Below are 14,527 nucleotides of genomic sequence, written 5' to 3' on the forward strand. Positions count from 1 at the left end.
CGAGTCGCTCCGAAACGCTGCCCACGGCAGCGAATTGGGGTGGGGAAGCGCAGCTTCACCGAATGGCGCTGAGTGTTGGCGCAGTGCCGCGGCGCGCGTGCGCGCTCGCGAATAGGAAAGGGACACCTGAACATGACAGAACGCGCTCTCGCCGTTGTCATCCTGGCCGCCGGCCAGGGAACCCGCATGAAGTCGACACTGCCGAAGGTGCTGCACCGTATCGGCGGGCGTTCGCTCATCGAGCATGTCCTCGACACTGCTGCCGCGCTGTCGCCTGAGCGGATCGTGGCCGTGGTTCGTCACGAGCGCGAGCAGGTCTCGGCAGCGATCCTCAACCATGCACCGGACACGATCATCGTCGATCAGGATGAGGTCCCGGGAACCGGACGTGCGGTTGAGCTGGCGCTCGCGGCGCTGCCCGCAGATTTTGACGGCTCCGTCGTGGTGCTTTCGGGCGATGCCCCGCTCGTTGATGGCCCCGCTGTCTCGCAGCTGCTCGACGGTCACTTTGCGCAGCAGCGCGATATGACGCTGCTCTCTGCGCTGCTTGAGAACCCGACCGGTCTCGGCAGGATTCTCCGAGACGAGACCGGCGGTATGACCGGCATCGTCGAGGAGAAGGACGCGACTGACGCGCAGCGTCTCATCACCGAGATCAACGGCGGCATTTACGTCTTCGCCTTCCGTGCGCTCGCACGCGCGCTCGCCGACATCGATACGAACAATGCGCAGGGCGAGAAGTACCTCACCGACGCCGCGTCGCGGATCCTCGCGAGCGGTGGCGGGGTCGAAGCCGTTGCGACGAGTGACCCCTGGGTGGTCGCTGGTGTGAACGACCGCGCGCAGCTTGCTGACGCCGGCCGCGAGCTCAACGCGCGCATCGTGCGCGAGCATCAGCGCAACGGGGTCACAATTGTGGATCCGGCGACGACGTGGATCGACGCTGACGTCTCGATCGAGGCTGACGTTGAGATCCTTCCGGGCACCTTCCTGCACGGTGCGACCTCAATCGCGACGGGCTCGACCATCGGGCCGGACACGACCCTCACTGACTGCGAGGTCGGCGTCGGGGTGCGCGTACGCCGCTCCGAGGCGACGCTTGCCGCCTTCCAGGCTGGCGCAGAGATTGGCCCGTTCGCGTACATTCGGCCCGGCACCGAGCTCGGCCAGGGCGGCAAGATCGGCGCGTTCGTCGAAGCGAAGAACGCCCGCATCGGCGACGGCTCGAAGGTGCCTCACCTCAGCTACGTCGGCGACGTCACGGTCGGCACGGACTCGAACATTGGTGCCGGTACCATCGTCGCGAATTACGACGGTGTGAATAAGCACCAAACAGTTGTTGGAGACGCTGTTCGCATCGGCTCTAAGAATGTTCTCATCGCTCCGGTTACCATTGAAGATGGAACGTACACCGCAGCGGGGACGATCGTACGGAAGAATGTGCCCGCTGGCGCGCTCGCGATGACCGTGGCTCCCCAGCGAAACCTGGAGGGCTGGGTCGCCGAGAACCGCCCGGGTACGAACTCCGCGACTGCCGCGGAGCGGGCCGCACAGCCCGCCACAGACTCACTCAACGACACACCTCACACAACGTAATGACCGAAGGGCAAGTGGGAAAGCACTGATGAGCAAAATCGAGATGACCGGGCAGAAGAAGCTCGTTCTCATTACCGGCCGGGCCTACCCAGAGCTCGCCGAACAGGTCGCCGAAGAACTCGGGGCCGAACTCGTTCCCACTGACGCTCGCACCTTCGCGAATGGCGAACTGTACGCGCGCTTCGACGAGAGCGTTCGTGGTTCTGACGCCTTCGTCATCCAGTCGCACACGAACCCGATCAATGAGTGGCTCATGGAGCAGCTCATCATGGTGGACGCGCTCAAGCGCGCATCGGCGAAGCGGATCACCGTGGTTGCCCCGTTCTACCCTTACTCGCGTCAGGACAAGAAGGGCCGCGGCCGCGAGCCGATCTCGGCACGCCTCGTCGCCGACCTGTTCAAGACCGCGGGTGCCGACCGGATCATGTCGGTCGACCTGCACGCCTCGCAGATCCAGGGCTTCTTCGACGGCCCCGTCGATCACCTCTTCGCGATGCCCGTGCTGCTCGAGCACTTCCAGAAGACCATCGACCGTGACGACCTCGTCGTGGTGTCGCCTGACATGGGCCGCGTGCGCGTTGCCGACGTCTGGAGCGACAAACTCGGGGCTCCGCTGGCGATCATCCACAAGCGTCGCGACCCGCTCGTGCCGAACCAGGTGAGCGTGCACGAGATCGTCGGTGACGTGAAGGATCGCTGGTGCGTTGTGGTCGACGACATGATCGACACTGGCGGCACGATCGCGAAGGCCGCTGCGGCTCTGAAGGCGAACGGTGCGCGCGGCGTGACGATTGCCTGCACCCACGCGATCTTCTCAGGCGACGCAATCAAGCACCTCTCGCAGGAGTTCATCGACCAGGTTGTCGTCACCGACACCCTGCCGGTTCCCGAGGAGAAGCGCTTCGAGAAGCTCACCGTGCTGCCGATCGCACCGCTGCTCGCCAAGGCGATCCACGAGGTCTTCGAAGACGGCTCCGTGACGTCGTTGTTCGAGGGCGCCGCCTAAGCCTCAACCGATGGCTTCGCGCGTCGTTCGTGTAGCGCTCACCGGCAGTGGCGGGATCGGATCCCGCGTCGCGGTAGCGTTGCTCGAACGACGCGCTCATTATTTGGAGCGCTTCGGCTGTGACGTGCGGCTCGTGGGCGTGTGCGGGAGCCGCAGCGGAGTGGTGCGCGACGGGGGACTGCACGAGCCTGACGTCGTGACGCGGGCTACCTGGTCTCCCGGTGTCGTGGGGACAGCGATGCTCGCTGCGGCGGAGCCGGACGTCGTCGTTGACGCCGGCCCGAACGATTACGCGACGGGCGGGCCTGGGCTTTCCCACCTCGAGTGGGCTGTGGAGCGCGGATCCCACGCGATCATGGTCTCGAAGAGCGCCCTCGCGCTGCACGGCGAGCGGCTGCTCGCTGCCGCACGGGACAGCGGCAGCAGAGTGCACGCGAGCGGGGCGAGCTCAGCGGCGTTGCCGGCCGTCGACTTCTTGCGGCACAACCTCGCTGGCGCGGTGGTGACCCGGGTCGAAGCCGCCCTCACCGGCACAACATCGCTCGTGCTCGACTCGGTGACACGGTTGGGGATGACGCTCGAAGAAGCGATCGCCGACGCGCAGGCGCGAGGGATCGCTGAGCCCGAGCCAGCCTTTGACCTCGACGGTTGGGACACTGCCGCCAAACTCACGGTCATCTCCGGTCTCGCGCTTGGTACCTGGCTGCACCTCGACTCGATACCGCGGGAGAGCGTGGGCTCGGTGCGCGCATCCGATATCGACCGCTGGCGTGATGCGGGGGAGAAGCCCGCCCTCGTGGGGGTGCTTGAACGCTCCGGCAGCGGCTACGTGGGACGGGTCGAGATCCAGGCCTATGGGTCCGGTCACCCGTTCGCCAGCGCGCAGGGCAGCACGAAAGCGCTCATGGTGCAGGCCGAGGGCTTCGGCGAGTACACTCTCGTGGGCGGGGCTTCGAGCCCCGCAGCCACCGTCGCGTCCGTGCTCAAAGACGTCGAGCATCTCCTGCGTGAGATCTCAGGCTGACTTTGCGCCGTGCAGAGCGGCATTCAGCCTCCTATAGCCCAAAGCTATGAGGAATATAGAGTCCACAGTTCTTGTGTAACTCTCGGAGATTCCGAAGACTGTGTAGTCAGAGGCAGCGACGCTGCAGTCTCACAGGTCTGGAACAAGGAAGAATCACACCCATGACTATGAAGAAGAAGTTTTCACTCATTGCCGCAGTTGCGGTGAGTGCACTTGCGCTGAGCGCTTGCAGCTCCGCGGCTCCCGACGCCCAGGGTGACGGCGAGTCCGCACGGACCGTCACCATCGTGACGTCGAACGATGCGCCCTTCTCGTTTGTTGACGAGGCGTCTGGCGATCTCACCGGTATTGACGGGGAGATGCTCGGTGCAATGGCGGAGTCGCTCGGCTGGGAGATCGAAGTTGTCGTCACCGACTTCGCAACGATGCCGCAGACCGTTCTGTCGAAGAAGGCCGATTTCATCGCTGACGGCCTCTACGTCACTGACTCCCGCAAGGAGACGCTCGCGTTCTCTGACACCTGGTACGTCCAGGGCGAGGGCATGCTCGTTCCCGCGAACTCAACCTTCACCTCGCGCGACGACGCCAAGGGCAAGACGGTTGGCGTGATGACCGGCACGACGCACCTCGAGATTGCTCAGGAGCTGACGACTGAGGCGAACATCAAGCAGTACGACTCGCAGGCGAACCTCATCCAGGCCATCGCCAACGGCCAGGTCGACGCGGGCTTCACGGACCAGGCGGTTGTCGCTTGGAGCCTCGTGCAGAACCCGAATGACAAGGTCAAGCTGGTGACGCCGTACGACCCGTACTTCCCCGGCACGATTGCTGCGGCCTTCCGCAAGGACGCTGAGAGCGATGCGCTTCGCGAGGAGCTCAACGGTGCCCTGGCAGAGCTGAAGGCTACGCCGAAGTACCTCGAGATCCTCGAGAAGTACGGTCTCAACGAAGACAACACCGCCGAATAACGCGCACGCCGATAGCGGGGCACCTTCCTGTGCCCCGCTATCTTCGTTTGAGGAGAAGTCTTGGAATTTATTGAAAATGTGATCGGCGTTCTGCCGAAGCTCATCAAGGCGGTGCCGGTCGTCGCGCAGCTCGCGCTCGGAGCCATGGTGATCGCCCTGGTGCTCGGCCTGCTCGTTGCGCTTGCGCGGCTCTCGTCGAGCCGTATCTTGCGCGGGATCGCGGTCGTGTATGTCGAGGTGCTTCGCGGCACCCCGCTGCTGGTGCAGCTCGTGTACATCTACTTTGTCCTGCCCGTGGTCGGTGTGCAGCTTGACCCGATCGCAGCCGGCATCATCGCGCTCGGCTTGAACTACGCCGCGTACCTGTCTGAGGTGTACCGCTCGTCAATCCTCGCAATTGATGGCGGCCAGACCGAGGCGGCGCTCTCGCTCGGTTACACGCCGACGAAGGCGCTGTGGCGGATCGTCATTCCGCAGTCATTCAAGGTTGCACTTGGACCGATCGGAAACTACTTCATCGCAATGGTGAAGGACACCGCGCTCACCTCAGTGATCGCCGTCTCTGAGATCCTGAAGACCGCGAATACGCTGAACTCCCAGACCTTCCAGACTGTTGAAATCTACACCGCCGCAGCGGTGCTGTATCTCGCGCTCTCGCTGCCGCTGTCGCGGCTTGTGATCGTGCTCGAGAAGAAGGTGAGAAGCCGTGCCTAACCCAGTGATTCAGATTCAAGACGTCTTCAAGAGCTTCCTCATCGGAGAAAAGCCCAGCCTGTGGCGACGGCTCACTGGCGGGGGAGACCCCCGGCGAACCCTCGAAGTGCTCAAGGGCGTCGACCTCGAGGTCATGCCCGGCGAAACCGTCGTGCTGATCGGCTCGAGCGGCTCAGGAAAATCAACCCTGCTGCGATGCATCAACAAGCTTGAGGTGATCGACAGCGGCAAGATTCTGGTGAACGACCATCTTGTCGGATACCGCGAGGGATCCAACGGCCTCGTCGACGAGTCTGCGAGAGAGACGGCGCGGAAGCGCACCGACATCGGAATGGTGTTCCAGCACTTCAACCTGTTCATGAACAAGACCGCGCTTGAGAACGTGATGGCGCCACTCATGCACGTGAAGAAGCTGTCGCGGCAGGAAGCCCGGCGCCTGGCAGAACCTGCTCTCGCAAAGGTGGGCCTCGCCGACCGGATGGAGAACTACCCCTCGCGACTGTCCGGTGGCCAGAAGCAGCGCGTCGCAATCGCACGCGCCATGGCCATGGAGCCCAATGTCATGCTCTTTGACGAGCCGACATCGGCACTCGATCCTGAGCTTGTCGGTGAGGTACTCGCGGTCATCAAGAAAATTGCGGCGTCGGGAACCACGATGGTCATCGTGACCCACGAGATGCAGTTCGCGCAAGAGATTGCCGACCGCATCGTCGTCATGGACGGCGGGCAGATTGTGGAGCAGGGCCCGCCCGATGCAGTGTTCGGCGATCCCCGGCACTCGCGCACCCGCGCGCTGCTGCGACGATCGGGCATCCTCGATACGCCAGAGACCGAGGTCGTCACCGTGCTCCCAGAGTTCGACGACGAGTAGCCTCCGGAAGGACTAGCCTTCTCCGGGAGGGCCGCCCTGCGCCGACACTGTTCGGCCGGGGCGGCCATTGCCGTATGTGCGCTCTTTCAGAATGTCATTGACGATGTCGATGAGCTCGCGGATAGCAGGCGAGTACACGCTGTTCCGGCGTCGGATCACTGCAATCGTGTCAAACAGCGGCGGATCGAACGGTGCGACGTGGATCTCTTTGGGAAAGTTCTCGCCCTGCGTCACCGCGCGCGAGACCATCGTGTCGCCGAGCCCGCGCTTGACGAGCTCGAGCGCGGCCTCGAGGTACTCCACCTCGACCAGTGGTTCGAGACGCAGCCCGCGCTCCTGCGCGCGTTCGCTGAGCTGCCGGCGCGTGGGATCGTTCCAGCTGTAGCTCGCGTCGTAGAGGACCACGGGGTGCGAGGTGATCTGCTCGATGCTCACCGTGCCCGAGACATGCTCCTCGTGGATCGATGCCCACAGCACCTCGTCTTGCACGAGCGGGAACACCTCGAGTTCTTCGTCGGGTACGGGGAGGACGACGATCCCGGCTTCGAGCGTGCCGTTACGAACACCCTCGACGACCTCGAAAGAGTTCTGGCCGAAGAGCCGCAGGTTCACGTTGGGGCGGCGGCGGTGAAACCGCTCGACCATGTCGGGAAGGAAGTAGAAGTTGGCGTTGCGGAGCACGCCCAGTGAGATTGAGCCGCGCTGAATGCCGCGGAGCTCGCTGAGTGCTTCGTCGGCGAACTCGGACGTCTCGATGATCTGGCGAGCCCACACGAGCAACTCGCTTCCCGCAGCCGTGAGGGCCAGTTTGCGTCCGGTGCGAATGAACAGCGGCAACTCGTGGTGGTCCTCGAGTTTGCGGATAAGCGCCGAGATCGTGGGCTGAGAAACCCCCAGCTGCTCGGCGGCGTTCGTGAAGGAACCGTGTACTGCGGCGTACACAAAAGCACGGAGCTGGGTGATCGTCATAGCTTAAGACTATGCGATACAAAGTTCACTGCCCCGTTGTATTGTTTCTGGCGCGGTTTTACCTTCAGAGATATGAAGTTTACGACTCCCATCCTCACCAAGTACGCCGACAACTACACGAGACTGAAGACCCCGCTTGATGTTCCAGCGGCGCAGCGGGATCCGAAGGTTGTCGAGACCGTCTCAGCCATGCTGCTCGATCTCGAGAAGCGCGGCCTCGACGCAGTCCGCGACTACGCGAAGAAGCTCGACAACTGGGGCGGCGAGGACTTCGAAATCTCACGGGCCACGCTCGAAACGAGCGGCGACCGGATCGCTCCCGACCTGCGTGCGGCAATCGATCTCGGAGCAGAACGGACGCAGGCGTTTGCCCGCCGCCAGCGCGAGGGCCACGTCGATTTTGACGTCGAGCTTGCGCCTGGCCTGCACACTGGTGTGCGCTACGTCCCGGTCGGTCGTGTTGGCGCGTACATGCCGGCCGGCCGCTTCCCGCTCACCGCGAGTGCGTTCATGACCGTCGGCGTCGCAAAGGCTGCCGGAGTGCCGCACGTGGTGGCGTGTACTCCGCCGCAGCCCAACGGCCTCGCGAACGACGCCGTGCTCTACACGGCCTTCGTCTCAGGCGTTGACCGGGTCTTCAAGCTCGGCGGCGTCCAGGCGCTTGCCGCAATGGCGTTCGGCCTGGTCGACGACCTCCCCGCTGACATGCTCGTCGGAGCAGGCAACGCCTTCGTTGCAGAGGCAAAGCGGCAGCTCTTCGGCCGCGTCGCTATCGATCTGCTTGCCGGCCCCTCCGAGGTAGCCGTGCTGTCGGACGAAACCGCAGATCCTGAGCTCGTTGCCGCTGATCTGCTCGGTCAGGCCGAGCACGGACCGAACTCGCCGGCTGCGCTCGTCACCACCGACGAGGCACACGGCCGCGCAGTGATGGAGGCCGTTGAGCGCCAGCTCAAGACTCTCTCGACCGCGGACATCTGCGGACCGGCTTGGCGCGACTACGGCTCGGTGACGGTCGCAGACAGCCGCGAGGTTGCAGCGGCGCTCATGGATGACCTCGCACCTGAGCACTTGGAAATCATCACCGGTGACGACGAGTGGTACCACGCGAACCTCCGCAACTACGGCTCGATCTTCGTCGGCGAGTGGAGCACCGTTGCATACTCCGACAAGGGAATGGCAGGCACGAACCACACGCTGCCGACGGCCGGCGGGGCGAAGCACAGTGCTGGCCTCTCGGTGTCTCGCTACCTCAAGCCGCTGACCTATCAGCGTGTTGAGCGCGAGGCGACCCCCACGGTAGCCCCCGCGACCATCACCATCTCGGCATCAGAGGGAATGACCGCGCACGAGGTGACCGCGCAGATGCGTCTCGACCGCTTCAACGCCGGGGCCTAGTTCCTCAATCGCCCAGCTCAGCGAATGCCCCGCGTCTCTGTCGGAGAGACGCGGGGCATTCGCGCGAGTTGACGCCGGAAGCCTGCTAGAACCGCGGGGCAAGCCCCGGCACCGCGGTCTAGAGCGGCAGCACAGCGTAGACCGCGAAGCCGCCGTCTGGAGTGGGGCTGGCCTCGATAGATCCGCCGAGCACCGCCGCGCGCTCGCGTAGCCCGTTGAGCCCCGTCCCCGATCCAACCGGGCTGCCGACCTGCATGCTCGCGGGGCCATTCACCACGGCGACGGTTACGGCGGCGTCGGTGACCCGCACGGTAACGTCGATGTCTGCTCCTGGGGAGTGCCGCATGGCGTTGCTGAGCGCCTCCTGCGCGATGCGGTACGTCGTGAGGGCGGTAGACGCAGGAACGGTCGCGCCACCACTGCCCGCGCCATCACTGCCCGCGTCACCACCTCCCGCGCCCGCCTCGGAGGCTTCGCCGGGGGCGTCTTCGAGGCCTTCCGCGCGGTACGCGATCGTGGCTCCGGACTGGCGACTCGACTCGATGAGGGTCGGAAGGTCAGCGAGCGTGGGTTGCGGGACAAGTGGCGCGCTTCCTTCGGGAGCACGCAGCGTCGCAAGAAGGCCTCGCATCTCGGTGAGTGCCTGCCGTGACGACTGGGCGATCGCCGCGAACTCTGCCTCTGCCTCGTCTCCGAGCCCGGCAATACGGTACTTCGCGGTGTTCGCCTGAATGCTCACGACGGACATGCTGTGGGCGACAACATCGTGGAGCTCGCGCGCGATGAGGTTGCGCTCGGCGAGTTCGCGCTGCTTCGCGTCGAGCTCGGCGTTTGCGCGCCGCTCTTCGACGAGCGCGCCGCGGTCGGCCGCAAAAGCGCGGATGATGATGCCGAGCAGCGCGATCCCGAGCGTGATGGAGGCCGTGACGACGAGGTTCGCGACCGCTCCGGAGGTGAACCCTGATCCGCTGGGCACCGTGGCGATAACGGTGGCCTGCGGCAGCACCCATGCGGCGAGTGCCCACGGCCACGGGAAACGTAGCGCGACGATGAGCACAATCCCCGTCTGCACGATCATCATGCTCACCGGCCAGGGGGCAGGCACACCCGCCGCTGCGGGCGAGAGCGCGGCGGCGACCGCTGGCGCAATCATGGCGACGGCAATCGCAAGGGCCGGCAGCCGGATAGCGAGCATGAGGGCGGCAGCCTGCGCGATGACGAGCACCATGGCGAACGCGGCATGCACAGAGTAGAGGGTGGCGAGAAGCGGCCAGCCGACGGCGATGAGGATGATCGCGGCGTAGCCGGTGATGATCCACGCCCAGCCCTCGGCAGAGCCCAGTGTCCGGCCGGTGCCACCGATTCCGAGCCTGGCGGCTGCCGGGTGAGATGCGGGCGAAGCGTGCGGGGCTGACGGGGCCGCTGCGGGCACAGCGAAGGATCTCGCCAGGTGGCCCGCGTCCGAGCAGAGCGCCGCCTGTGTCACTGTCGCGTCGAGCACGGCGAGGCCGCGCGCGAGGGGCGGGAACGAGGCGGCTGCGGCGATGCCGCACAGGGCATAGAAGACCGATTCGACCCAGAAGGAGTTCGCGACCTCGAGGGGAATCGCCCCCTCGCTCACGCTGAGCAGGAAGTTCGCGGGGAAGGGATTCTCGTTCCTGGGGAGGAAGTAGCCCCAGAAGACCCAGGTGAGTGCTCCGAGTGCCGCGGCCGCCCAGGAGATTGTCACGACGAATGAGAAGATCCGCAGCGGGAAGGCCACGAGTGTTTCGAAGGCGAGGTCGAGCCAGCGGCGCGGGTCGCGAAGGAAGCGCAGCATGCCGAGGGATCCGGGGCCGCGTTCCAGGTAGGGCGGGGTGTCGGCGGCAGCGCCCCACCAGCGGAGCCTGGCGCGGGAGAGCTCAGCGAACGTGGTGGCGAGCACGAGCGACAGCGCGAGCAGAGGCACCCCAACCCAGATGATGAGTGTGCTGATTGACGTCACCGTGAGGGTGAGGAGCAGCGAGAACGAGACGACGGCAATGGGAAACCCCGGGAGGATGTATCCGAGGTCGCGCCCGACCATGGCCGGAGAGTACAGGCGCGCGCGGGGGCGCTTCGTCTCGGAGCCGATGCCCTCGGGGGAGTGCGTGTTCATAGTGAAAGTGTTCCCTATCTGTCTGCCGTCGCCCAACTGTACGTGCGGCATGACAACCGGGGCATCCCTCGCCGGAGTGATCCGCGAAGCGCCCGAGGTAGCTCGCTGGGGTGAAGCTCAGCCGATGCGTGCGCTGAGACACCGGCGGCCGCGGCCATACGCCTATGATCGACGCATGAGTAACTCCGCGCAAGCAGCGCAGCCCATCCGCGTGGCCATCATCGACGACCAGGAGATGGTGCGGCAGGGTTTCGGGGCGCTGCTCGGGGCGCAGCCCGACATCACCGTCGTGGGCGACGCTGCTGACGGTGATGCTGCCGTCGAGCTCGTGAGGCGCACCCGCCCGCACGTGCTCCTCATGGACATCCGTATGCCGCGCATGAACGGGCTCGACGCGACGCGCGCTGTGCTCGCGCGCCCCGGAGACGACAACCCGCGCGTGATCATGCTCACGACCTTCGACGCCGATGAATATGTGTTCGCGGCGCTCAGGGCCGGCGCGAGTGGGTTTCTCCTCAAGGACGCGAGCGCTGAGGATCTCGTGCAGGCGGTGCGCATCGTCGCTGGCGGTGAGGCGTTGCTCGCCCCCTCGGTGACGCGCCGGCTCATCGCGGACTACGCGGCCCGGCCCGAGCCCAAGCAGCGTGCGACGCTCTCGCAGCTCACCGAGCGCGAGCTTGAGGTGATGCGACTCGTTGCCTCGGGCCAGACGAACGCGGAGCTCGCGGCAGCGCTGTTTCTTTCGGAGCAGACGGTGAAGACGCACGTATCGCGGATCCTCTCGAAGCTTGGGCTGCGCGACCGGACACAGATCGTCGTCGCCGCCTACGAGTCCGGCCTGGTGAGTGTCGCGGACTAGCGGCGCAGACTCGTTGCGCAGACTAGTGGCGCAGGCTGGCGGCGCAGGCTAGCGGCGCAGGCTGGCGGCGCAGGCTAGCGGCGCAGGCTAGCCGCGCTCGGGCGCTGGCCCAGGCGCCCGCGCACCGCGGCACGAGCCAGCGTCACCGGCGTCGCCAGCGTGAGACGCGTTCGCCGCTGGCCGAATAAGTAGTTGCCTCAGGCAACTACTGCTAACCTGGAGGCATGAACGAACGCCCGCGAGAACAGGCGGTGCACGAGCTGCTCGCCGCAGTGATCGGCCTGGTCAGAAACTGGAATGCGGTCTCCACCCAGGGCAGTATCGCGCGGGCAGTCGGCGTCGATATCCCCGCCGGCGACGTCCGCGCGCTCTACACGATGGGGCTGCTCGGCGGAGCGATCCGCCCAGCCGCCCTCGCCGACGAGCTTGCGCAGAGCCGACCGACAACGAGCAAGCTCATCGCGCGGCTCGAGGCAGCAGGCCTCGTCGAACGAGGGCGCGGCGAGGGCGATCAGCGCGCCATCGAGATCGCCTTCACCGAGCAAGGGCGTGAAGCGTACGCGCGCCTTGTTGCCGCTGGCACGCAGCTCGTCGATCAGGCGATGGCGCATCAGACGACCGCGGAGATCGACGTGATCACCGCGGCATCCAAAAGACTCACGGGAGAGTTTCGCGACTAAACGCGGGTGGATCGTTACCACCTGGGGAAGCCCCGAACGGGGAAGCATCACTGCGCGCTCCGCGTGCGCAGAACAGCACAAGGAGAAACACTATGATTCGCACATACGTTGTAACCGGCTCGGCTTCAGGCATCGGAGCCACCACGGCCCAGACGCTTCGAGACCGCGGTGACCGCGTCATCGGCATTGACCTGGCAGGTGCCGAGGTCGAGGCCGACCTGTCCACGAACGCTGGCCGCCTCGACGCCGCCAAGCGTGCCACCGAGCTTGCCGACGGCGTGATCGACGGCGTCATCGCCTGCGCAGGGATCTCGGCACCGATTGCCAAGACCATCTCGATCAACTACTTCGGCGTCACCGAACTGCTCGAAGCACTGCAGCCCGCGCTCGCAGCCTCCGCCGCCCCGCGCGCAGCTGTCGTGTCGTCGATGGCCTCGCTCCAGCCCAATTCGAAGGAGATGGTCGAGGCGGCGCTGTCAGGCGACGAAGCGGCGACGCTGCAGATCGCCGAGTCCATCGTGGCTCAGGGGCCGCAGGCTGGGTACGCTGTCTACCCCTCCTCGAAGCGAGCGATTGCGCGCTGGGTGCGCCGCGAATCAATCACCCCGGCCTGGGCCGGTGCCGGCATCGCCCTGAATGCGGTGGCTCCCGGAACCGTCGTCACGCCCATGACAGCCGAACTCCTCGCCACCGAAGAGGGCCGCGCGATTGTCGATTCCGCCGTGCCGATGCCCTTGAACTCGCACCAGCCTGCGCAGTCGATCGCCGATGTGCTCATCTGGCTCACCGACGCGCAGAACACGCACATGGCAGGCCAGGTTATCTACTGCGACGGCGGCGCAGACGCGACGCTGCGCGGCGACGACGTCTGGTCGTGGAACGACTAAACGCGGCTGCGGCACCCGAAGCGGAAATAGTTTTGGGGCCCTGGGCGTTTCATCGAAGCGGAGTGAAACGCCCCCGCAGAAGTGATGAGGCCAGACGATGACAGCAGCAAACGTGAACGAGCAAGTGCCGCGGGCAGCTGCCGACGCGTCCGCGCGGGGACTCGACGTTGAGTTCCTCCAACGAGACGGCTCCGGTCGCCCGACTTCCGGCGAGTTTGGTGGGGCGAGGATCGCGAAAACAGTGGTGGTGCAGCGCGGCGACTCGTTCGTGTTCGTGCTCACCCCGCTCGACGCCCAGTTCAGTTGGGCGAAGCTCCGCTCGCACCTCGGAGTCAACCGGCTCTCCCTGCCCGACGCCGACGCGGCGTTCGCGGCAACGGGATACGAGCGAGGCACGATCACTCCTCTCGGCGCTTCGACAGCCTGGCCTGTCATCCTCGACAGGAGCCTTGCCGGCGAGGAGATCCTCGTCGGCGCGGGTCAGCACGGGATCGGGGCACGCGTGCGTGCCGATGACCTCGTGCGGGCCTACGCGGCAGAGGTCGCCGAGTTGACTGACGTGGCCTGACCCACCACACTCACCGCACGGAGGACACAGTGACGAATCCCCAAGAACCCCACACCATCGCGATCGTCGGCGGACACGGGCAGATCGCGCTGCGCACGACGTCGCTGCTCACGCGGGCGGGCCACCGCGTGCTCGGCGTGATCCGCAATCCCGGCCACGCGAGCGCCGTCGAGCAGGCTGGCGGCGAAGCGGTGCTCGTCGATATCGAACACGCGACTGCCGAAGAACTCGCCGCAGCAATTGGCGGGGCTGACACCCTGCTCTTCGCTGCGGGTGCTGGCCCCGGATCCGGGCCAGCCCGCAAGGAGACTGTCGACCACCAGGGCGCGCTCACCGCGATGGCCGCCGCCGCCAAACTGGGGGCGCGGCTCGTACAGATTTCATACATTGGTGTGGCGAACACGCCGCCCGAGAGCGCCGGGCCCGACTTTCTCGCCTACCAGCGCGCGAAGTACACGGCGGATCTTGCACTCGAGGCCAGCTCGCTCGATTGGACCATTGTGCGCCCTGGCACCCTCACCGATGAACCGGGCACGGGGCGCGTCGCGGTCGGGACCCTCGAACGCGGCCCGGTGAGCCGTGACAACGTCGCCGAAGTGCTCGCACACGTGCTCGTTCGCTCAGGCTACGGCGGCGTCGCGTTCGACCTGCTCGACGGCGAGGTCGCCGTCCCCGAGGCCACGAACTCGCTTGTGGCGTGATTCTGGCGCGGATCGTGTAATATTAGAGGCTGTACTTCGGCGAGGGGTGCGCAAGCACCCGTTATCGACGCGGAACGACCTCCCCTTTGGGGCATCGCTGCGTCGCACGTTTAAAGTGCGAGACACCACGCCGGTGGAGAAATCCACCCGAC

At 65.7% G+C, this 14,527-nt stretch carries 14 protein-coding genes; 12 read left to right on the plus strand and 2 right to left on the minus strand.

Translation table 11 applies throughout. The features are described from left to right. The first annotated feature begins 132 nt into the window (after positions 1–132). The 6 genes from glmU to ACI1US_RS00030 all read left to right on the plus strand — a co-directional run bounded on the left by glmU (position 133) and on the right by ACI1US_RS00030 (position 6,179). Positions 133–1,596, plus strand: coding sequence for a bifunctional UDP-N-acetylglucosamine diphosphorylase/glucosamine-1-phosphate N-acetyltransferase GlmU (gene glmU, locus ACI1US_RS00005; RefSeq protein ID WP_416549801.1), 1,464 nt, complete (start codon positions 133–135; stop codon positions 1,594–1,596). 28 nt (positions 1,597–1,624) lie between these two features. Then, positions 1,625–2,602, plus strand: coding sequence for a ribose-phosphate diphosphokinase (locus ACI1US_RS00010; protein ID WP_416549800.1), 978 nt, complete (start codon positions 1,625–1,627; stop codon positions 2,600–2,602). 10 nt (positions 2,603–2,612) lie between these two features. Then, on the plus strand, positions 2,613–3,626 hold the full coding sequence (locus tag ACI1US_RS00015; RefSeq protein WP_461637136.1) for a homoserine dehydrogenase: 1,014 nt from the start codon (positions 2,613–2,615) through the stop codon (positions 3,624–3,626). A gap of 161 nt (positions 3,627–3,787) precedes the next feature. Next, positions 3,788–4,594, plus strand: coding sequence for a substrate-binding periplasmic protein (locus ACI1US_RS00020; protein ID WP_461637138.1), 807 nt, complete (start codon positions 3,788–3,790; stop codon positions 4,592–4,594). Between the two features lie 60 nt (positions 4,595–4,654). Further along, positions 4,655–5,308, plus strand: a complete 654-nt coding sequence (locus ACI1US_RS00025; RefSeq protein ID WP_461637140.1) for an amino acid ABC transporter permease — start codon at positions 4,655–4,657, stop codon at positions 5,306–5,308. Then, positions 5,301–6,179, plus strand: coding sequence for an amino acid ABC transporter ATP-binding protein (locus tag ACI1US_RS00030; protein ID WP_461637142.1), 879 nt, complete (start codon positions 5,301–5,303; stop codon positions 6,177–6,179). The genes ACI1US_RS00025 and ACI1US_RS00030 overlap by 8 nt, the downstream gene beginning before the upstream one ends. A 12-nt stretch (positions 6,180–6,191) precedes the next feature. Here ACI1US_RS00030 and ACI1US_RS00035 read toward each other — a convergent pair whose 3' ends face one another. Then, positions 6,192–7,148, minus strand: a complete 957-nt coding sequence (locus tag ACI1US_RS00035; protein ID WP_461637144.1) for a LysR family transcriptional regulator — start codon at positions 7,146–7,148, stop codon at positions 6,192–6,194. A gap of 72 nt (positions 7,149–7,220) precedes the next feature. On the opposite strand from ACI1US_RS00035, the gene hisD reads away from it, so the two are divergent. Beyond that, positions 7,221–8,543, plus strand: a complete 1,323-nt coding sequence (hisD, locus tag ACI1US_RS00040; RefSeq protein WP_461637146.1) for a histidinol dehydrogenase — start codon at positions 7,221–7,223, stop codon at positions 8,541–8,543. A 118-nt stretch (positions 8,544–8,661) separates the two neighbouring features. Here the strand turns inward: hisD and ACI1US_RS00045 are convergent, their stop codons facing one another. Beyond that, complete coding sequence (locus ACI1US_RS00045) at positions 8,662–10,680, minus strand: sensor histidine kinase (RefSeq protein ID WP_461637148.1); 2,019 nt, start codon at positions 10,678–10,680, stop codon at positions 8,662–8,664. 175 nt (positions 10,681–10,855) lie between these two features. Here ACI1US_RS00045 and ACI1US_RS00050 point away from each other — a divergent pair, with 175 nt between their 5' ends. The 5 genes from ACI1US_RS00050 to ACI1US_RS00070 all read left to right on the plus strand — a co-directional run bounded on the left by ACI1US_RS00050 (position 10,856) and on the right by ACI1US_RS00070 (position 14,375). Then, the gene (locus ACI1US_RS00050; protein ID WP_461637150.1) at positions 10,856–11,539 is read left to right on the plus strand and encodes a response regulator; all 684 of its coding nucleotides are present in this window, start codon (positions 10,856–10,858) and stop codon (positions 11,537–11,539) included. Positions 11,540–11,763: 224 nt separating this feature from the next. Next, on the plus strand, positions 11,764–12,219 hold the full coding sequence (locus tag ACI1US_RS00055; RefSeq protein ID WP_461637152.1) for a MarR family winged helix-turn-helix transcriptional regulator: 456 nt from the start codon (positions 11,764–11,766) through the stop codon (positions 12,217–12,219). 92 nt (positions 12,220–12,311) lie between these two features. Further along, positions 12,312–13,106, plus strand: a complete 795-nt coding sequence (locus ACI1US_RS00060) for an SDR family NAD(P)-dependent oxidoreductase (protein WP_461637154.1) — start codon at positions 12,312–12,314, stop codon at positions 13,104–13,106. Positions 13,107–13,203: 97 nt separating this feature from the next. Then, positions 13,204–13,674 (plus strand): aminoacyl-tRNA deacylase, encoded by a 471-nt coding sequence (locus ACI1US_RS00065; protein WP_461637156.1) that lies wholly within the window; start codon positions 13,204–13,206, stop codon positions 13,672–13,674. 29 nt (positions 13,675–13,703) lie between these two features. Further along, positions 13,704–14,375, plus strand: a complete 672-nt coding sequence (locus ACI1US_RS00070; protein WP_461637158.1) for an NAD(P)H-binding protein — start codon at positions 13,704–13,706, stop codon at positions 14,373–14,375. Positions 14,376–14,527: the final 152 nt, after the last annotated feature.

It is taken from the genome of Leucobacter sp. BZR 635, from assembly GCF_048061935.2.
Classification (GTDB): domain Bacteria; phylum Actinomycetota; class Actinomycetes; order Actinomycetales; family Microbacteriaceae; genus Leucobacter.

Bases quoted from the DNA above. Each gene is read 5' to 3' on its own strand.
- glmU (WP_416549801.1), top strand. From the start codon at position 133: ATGACAGAACGCGCTCTCGCCGTTGTCATCCTGGCCGCCGGCCAGGGA.
- ACI1US_RS00010 (WP_416549800.1), top strand. From the start codon at position 1,625: ATGAGCAAAATCGAGATGACCGGGCAGAAGAAGCTCGTTCTCATTACC.
- ACI1US_RS00015 (WP_461637136.1), top strand. From the start codon at position 2,613: ATGGCTTCGCGCGTCGTTCGTGTAGCGCTCACCGGCAGTGGCGGGATC.
- ACI1US_RS00020 (WP_461637138.1), top strand. From the start codon at position 3,788: ATGACTATGAAGAAGAAGTTTTCACTCATTGCCGCAGTTGCGGTGAGT.
- ACI1US_RS00035 (WP_461637144.1), bottom strand. From the start codon at position 7,148: ATGACGATCACCCAGCTCCGTGCTTTTGTGTACGCCGCAGTACACGGT.
- hisD (WP_461637146.1), top strand. From the start codon at position 7,221: ATGAAGTTTACGACTCCCATCCTCACCAAGTACGCCGACAACTACACG.
- ACI1US_RS00045 (WP_461637148.1), bottom strand. From the start codon at position 10,680: ATGAACACGCACTCCCCCGAGGGCATCGGCTCCGAGACGAAGCGCCCC.
- ACI1US_RS00050 (WP_461637150.1), top strand. From the start codon at position 10,856: ATGAGTAACTCCGCGCAAGCAGCGCAGCCCATCCGCGTGGCCATCATC.
- ACI1US_RS00055 (WP_461637152.1), top strand. From the start codon at position 11,764: ATGAACGAACGCCCGCGAGAACAGGCGGTGCACGAGCTGCTCGCCGCA.
- ACI1US_RS00060 (WP_461637154.1), top strand. From the start codon at position 12,312: ATGATTCGCACATACGTTGTAACCGGCTCGGCTTCAGGCATCGGAGCC.
- ACI1US_RS00065 (WP_461637156.1), top strand. From the start codon at position 13,204: ATGACAGCAGCAAACGTGAACGAGCAAGTGCCGCGGGCAGCTGCCGAC.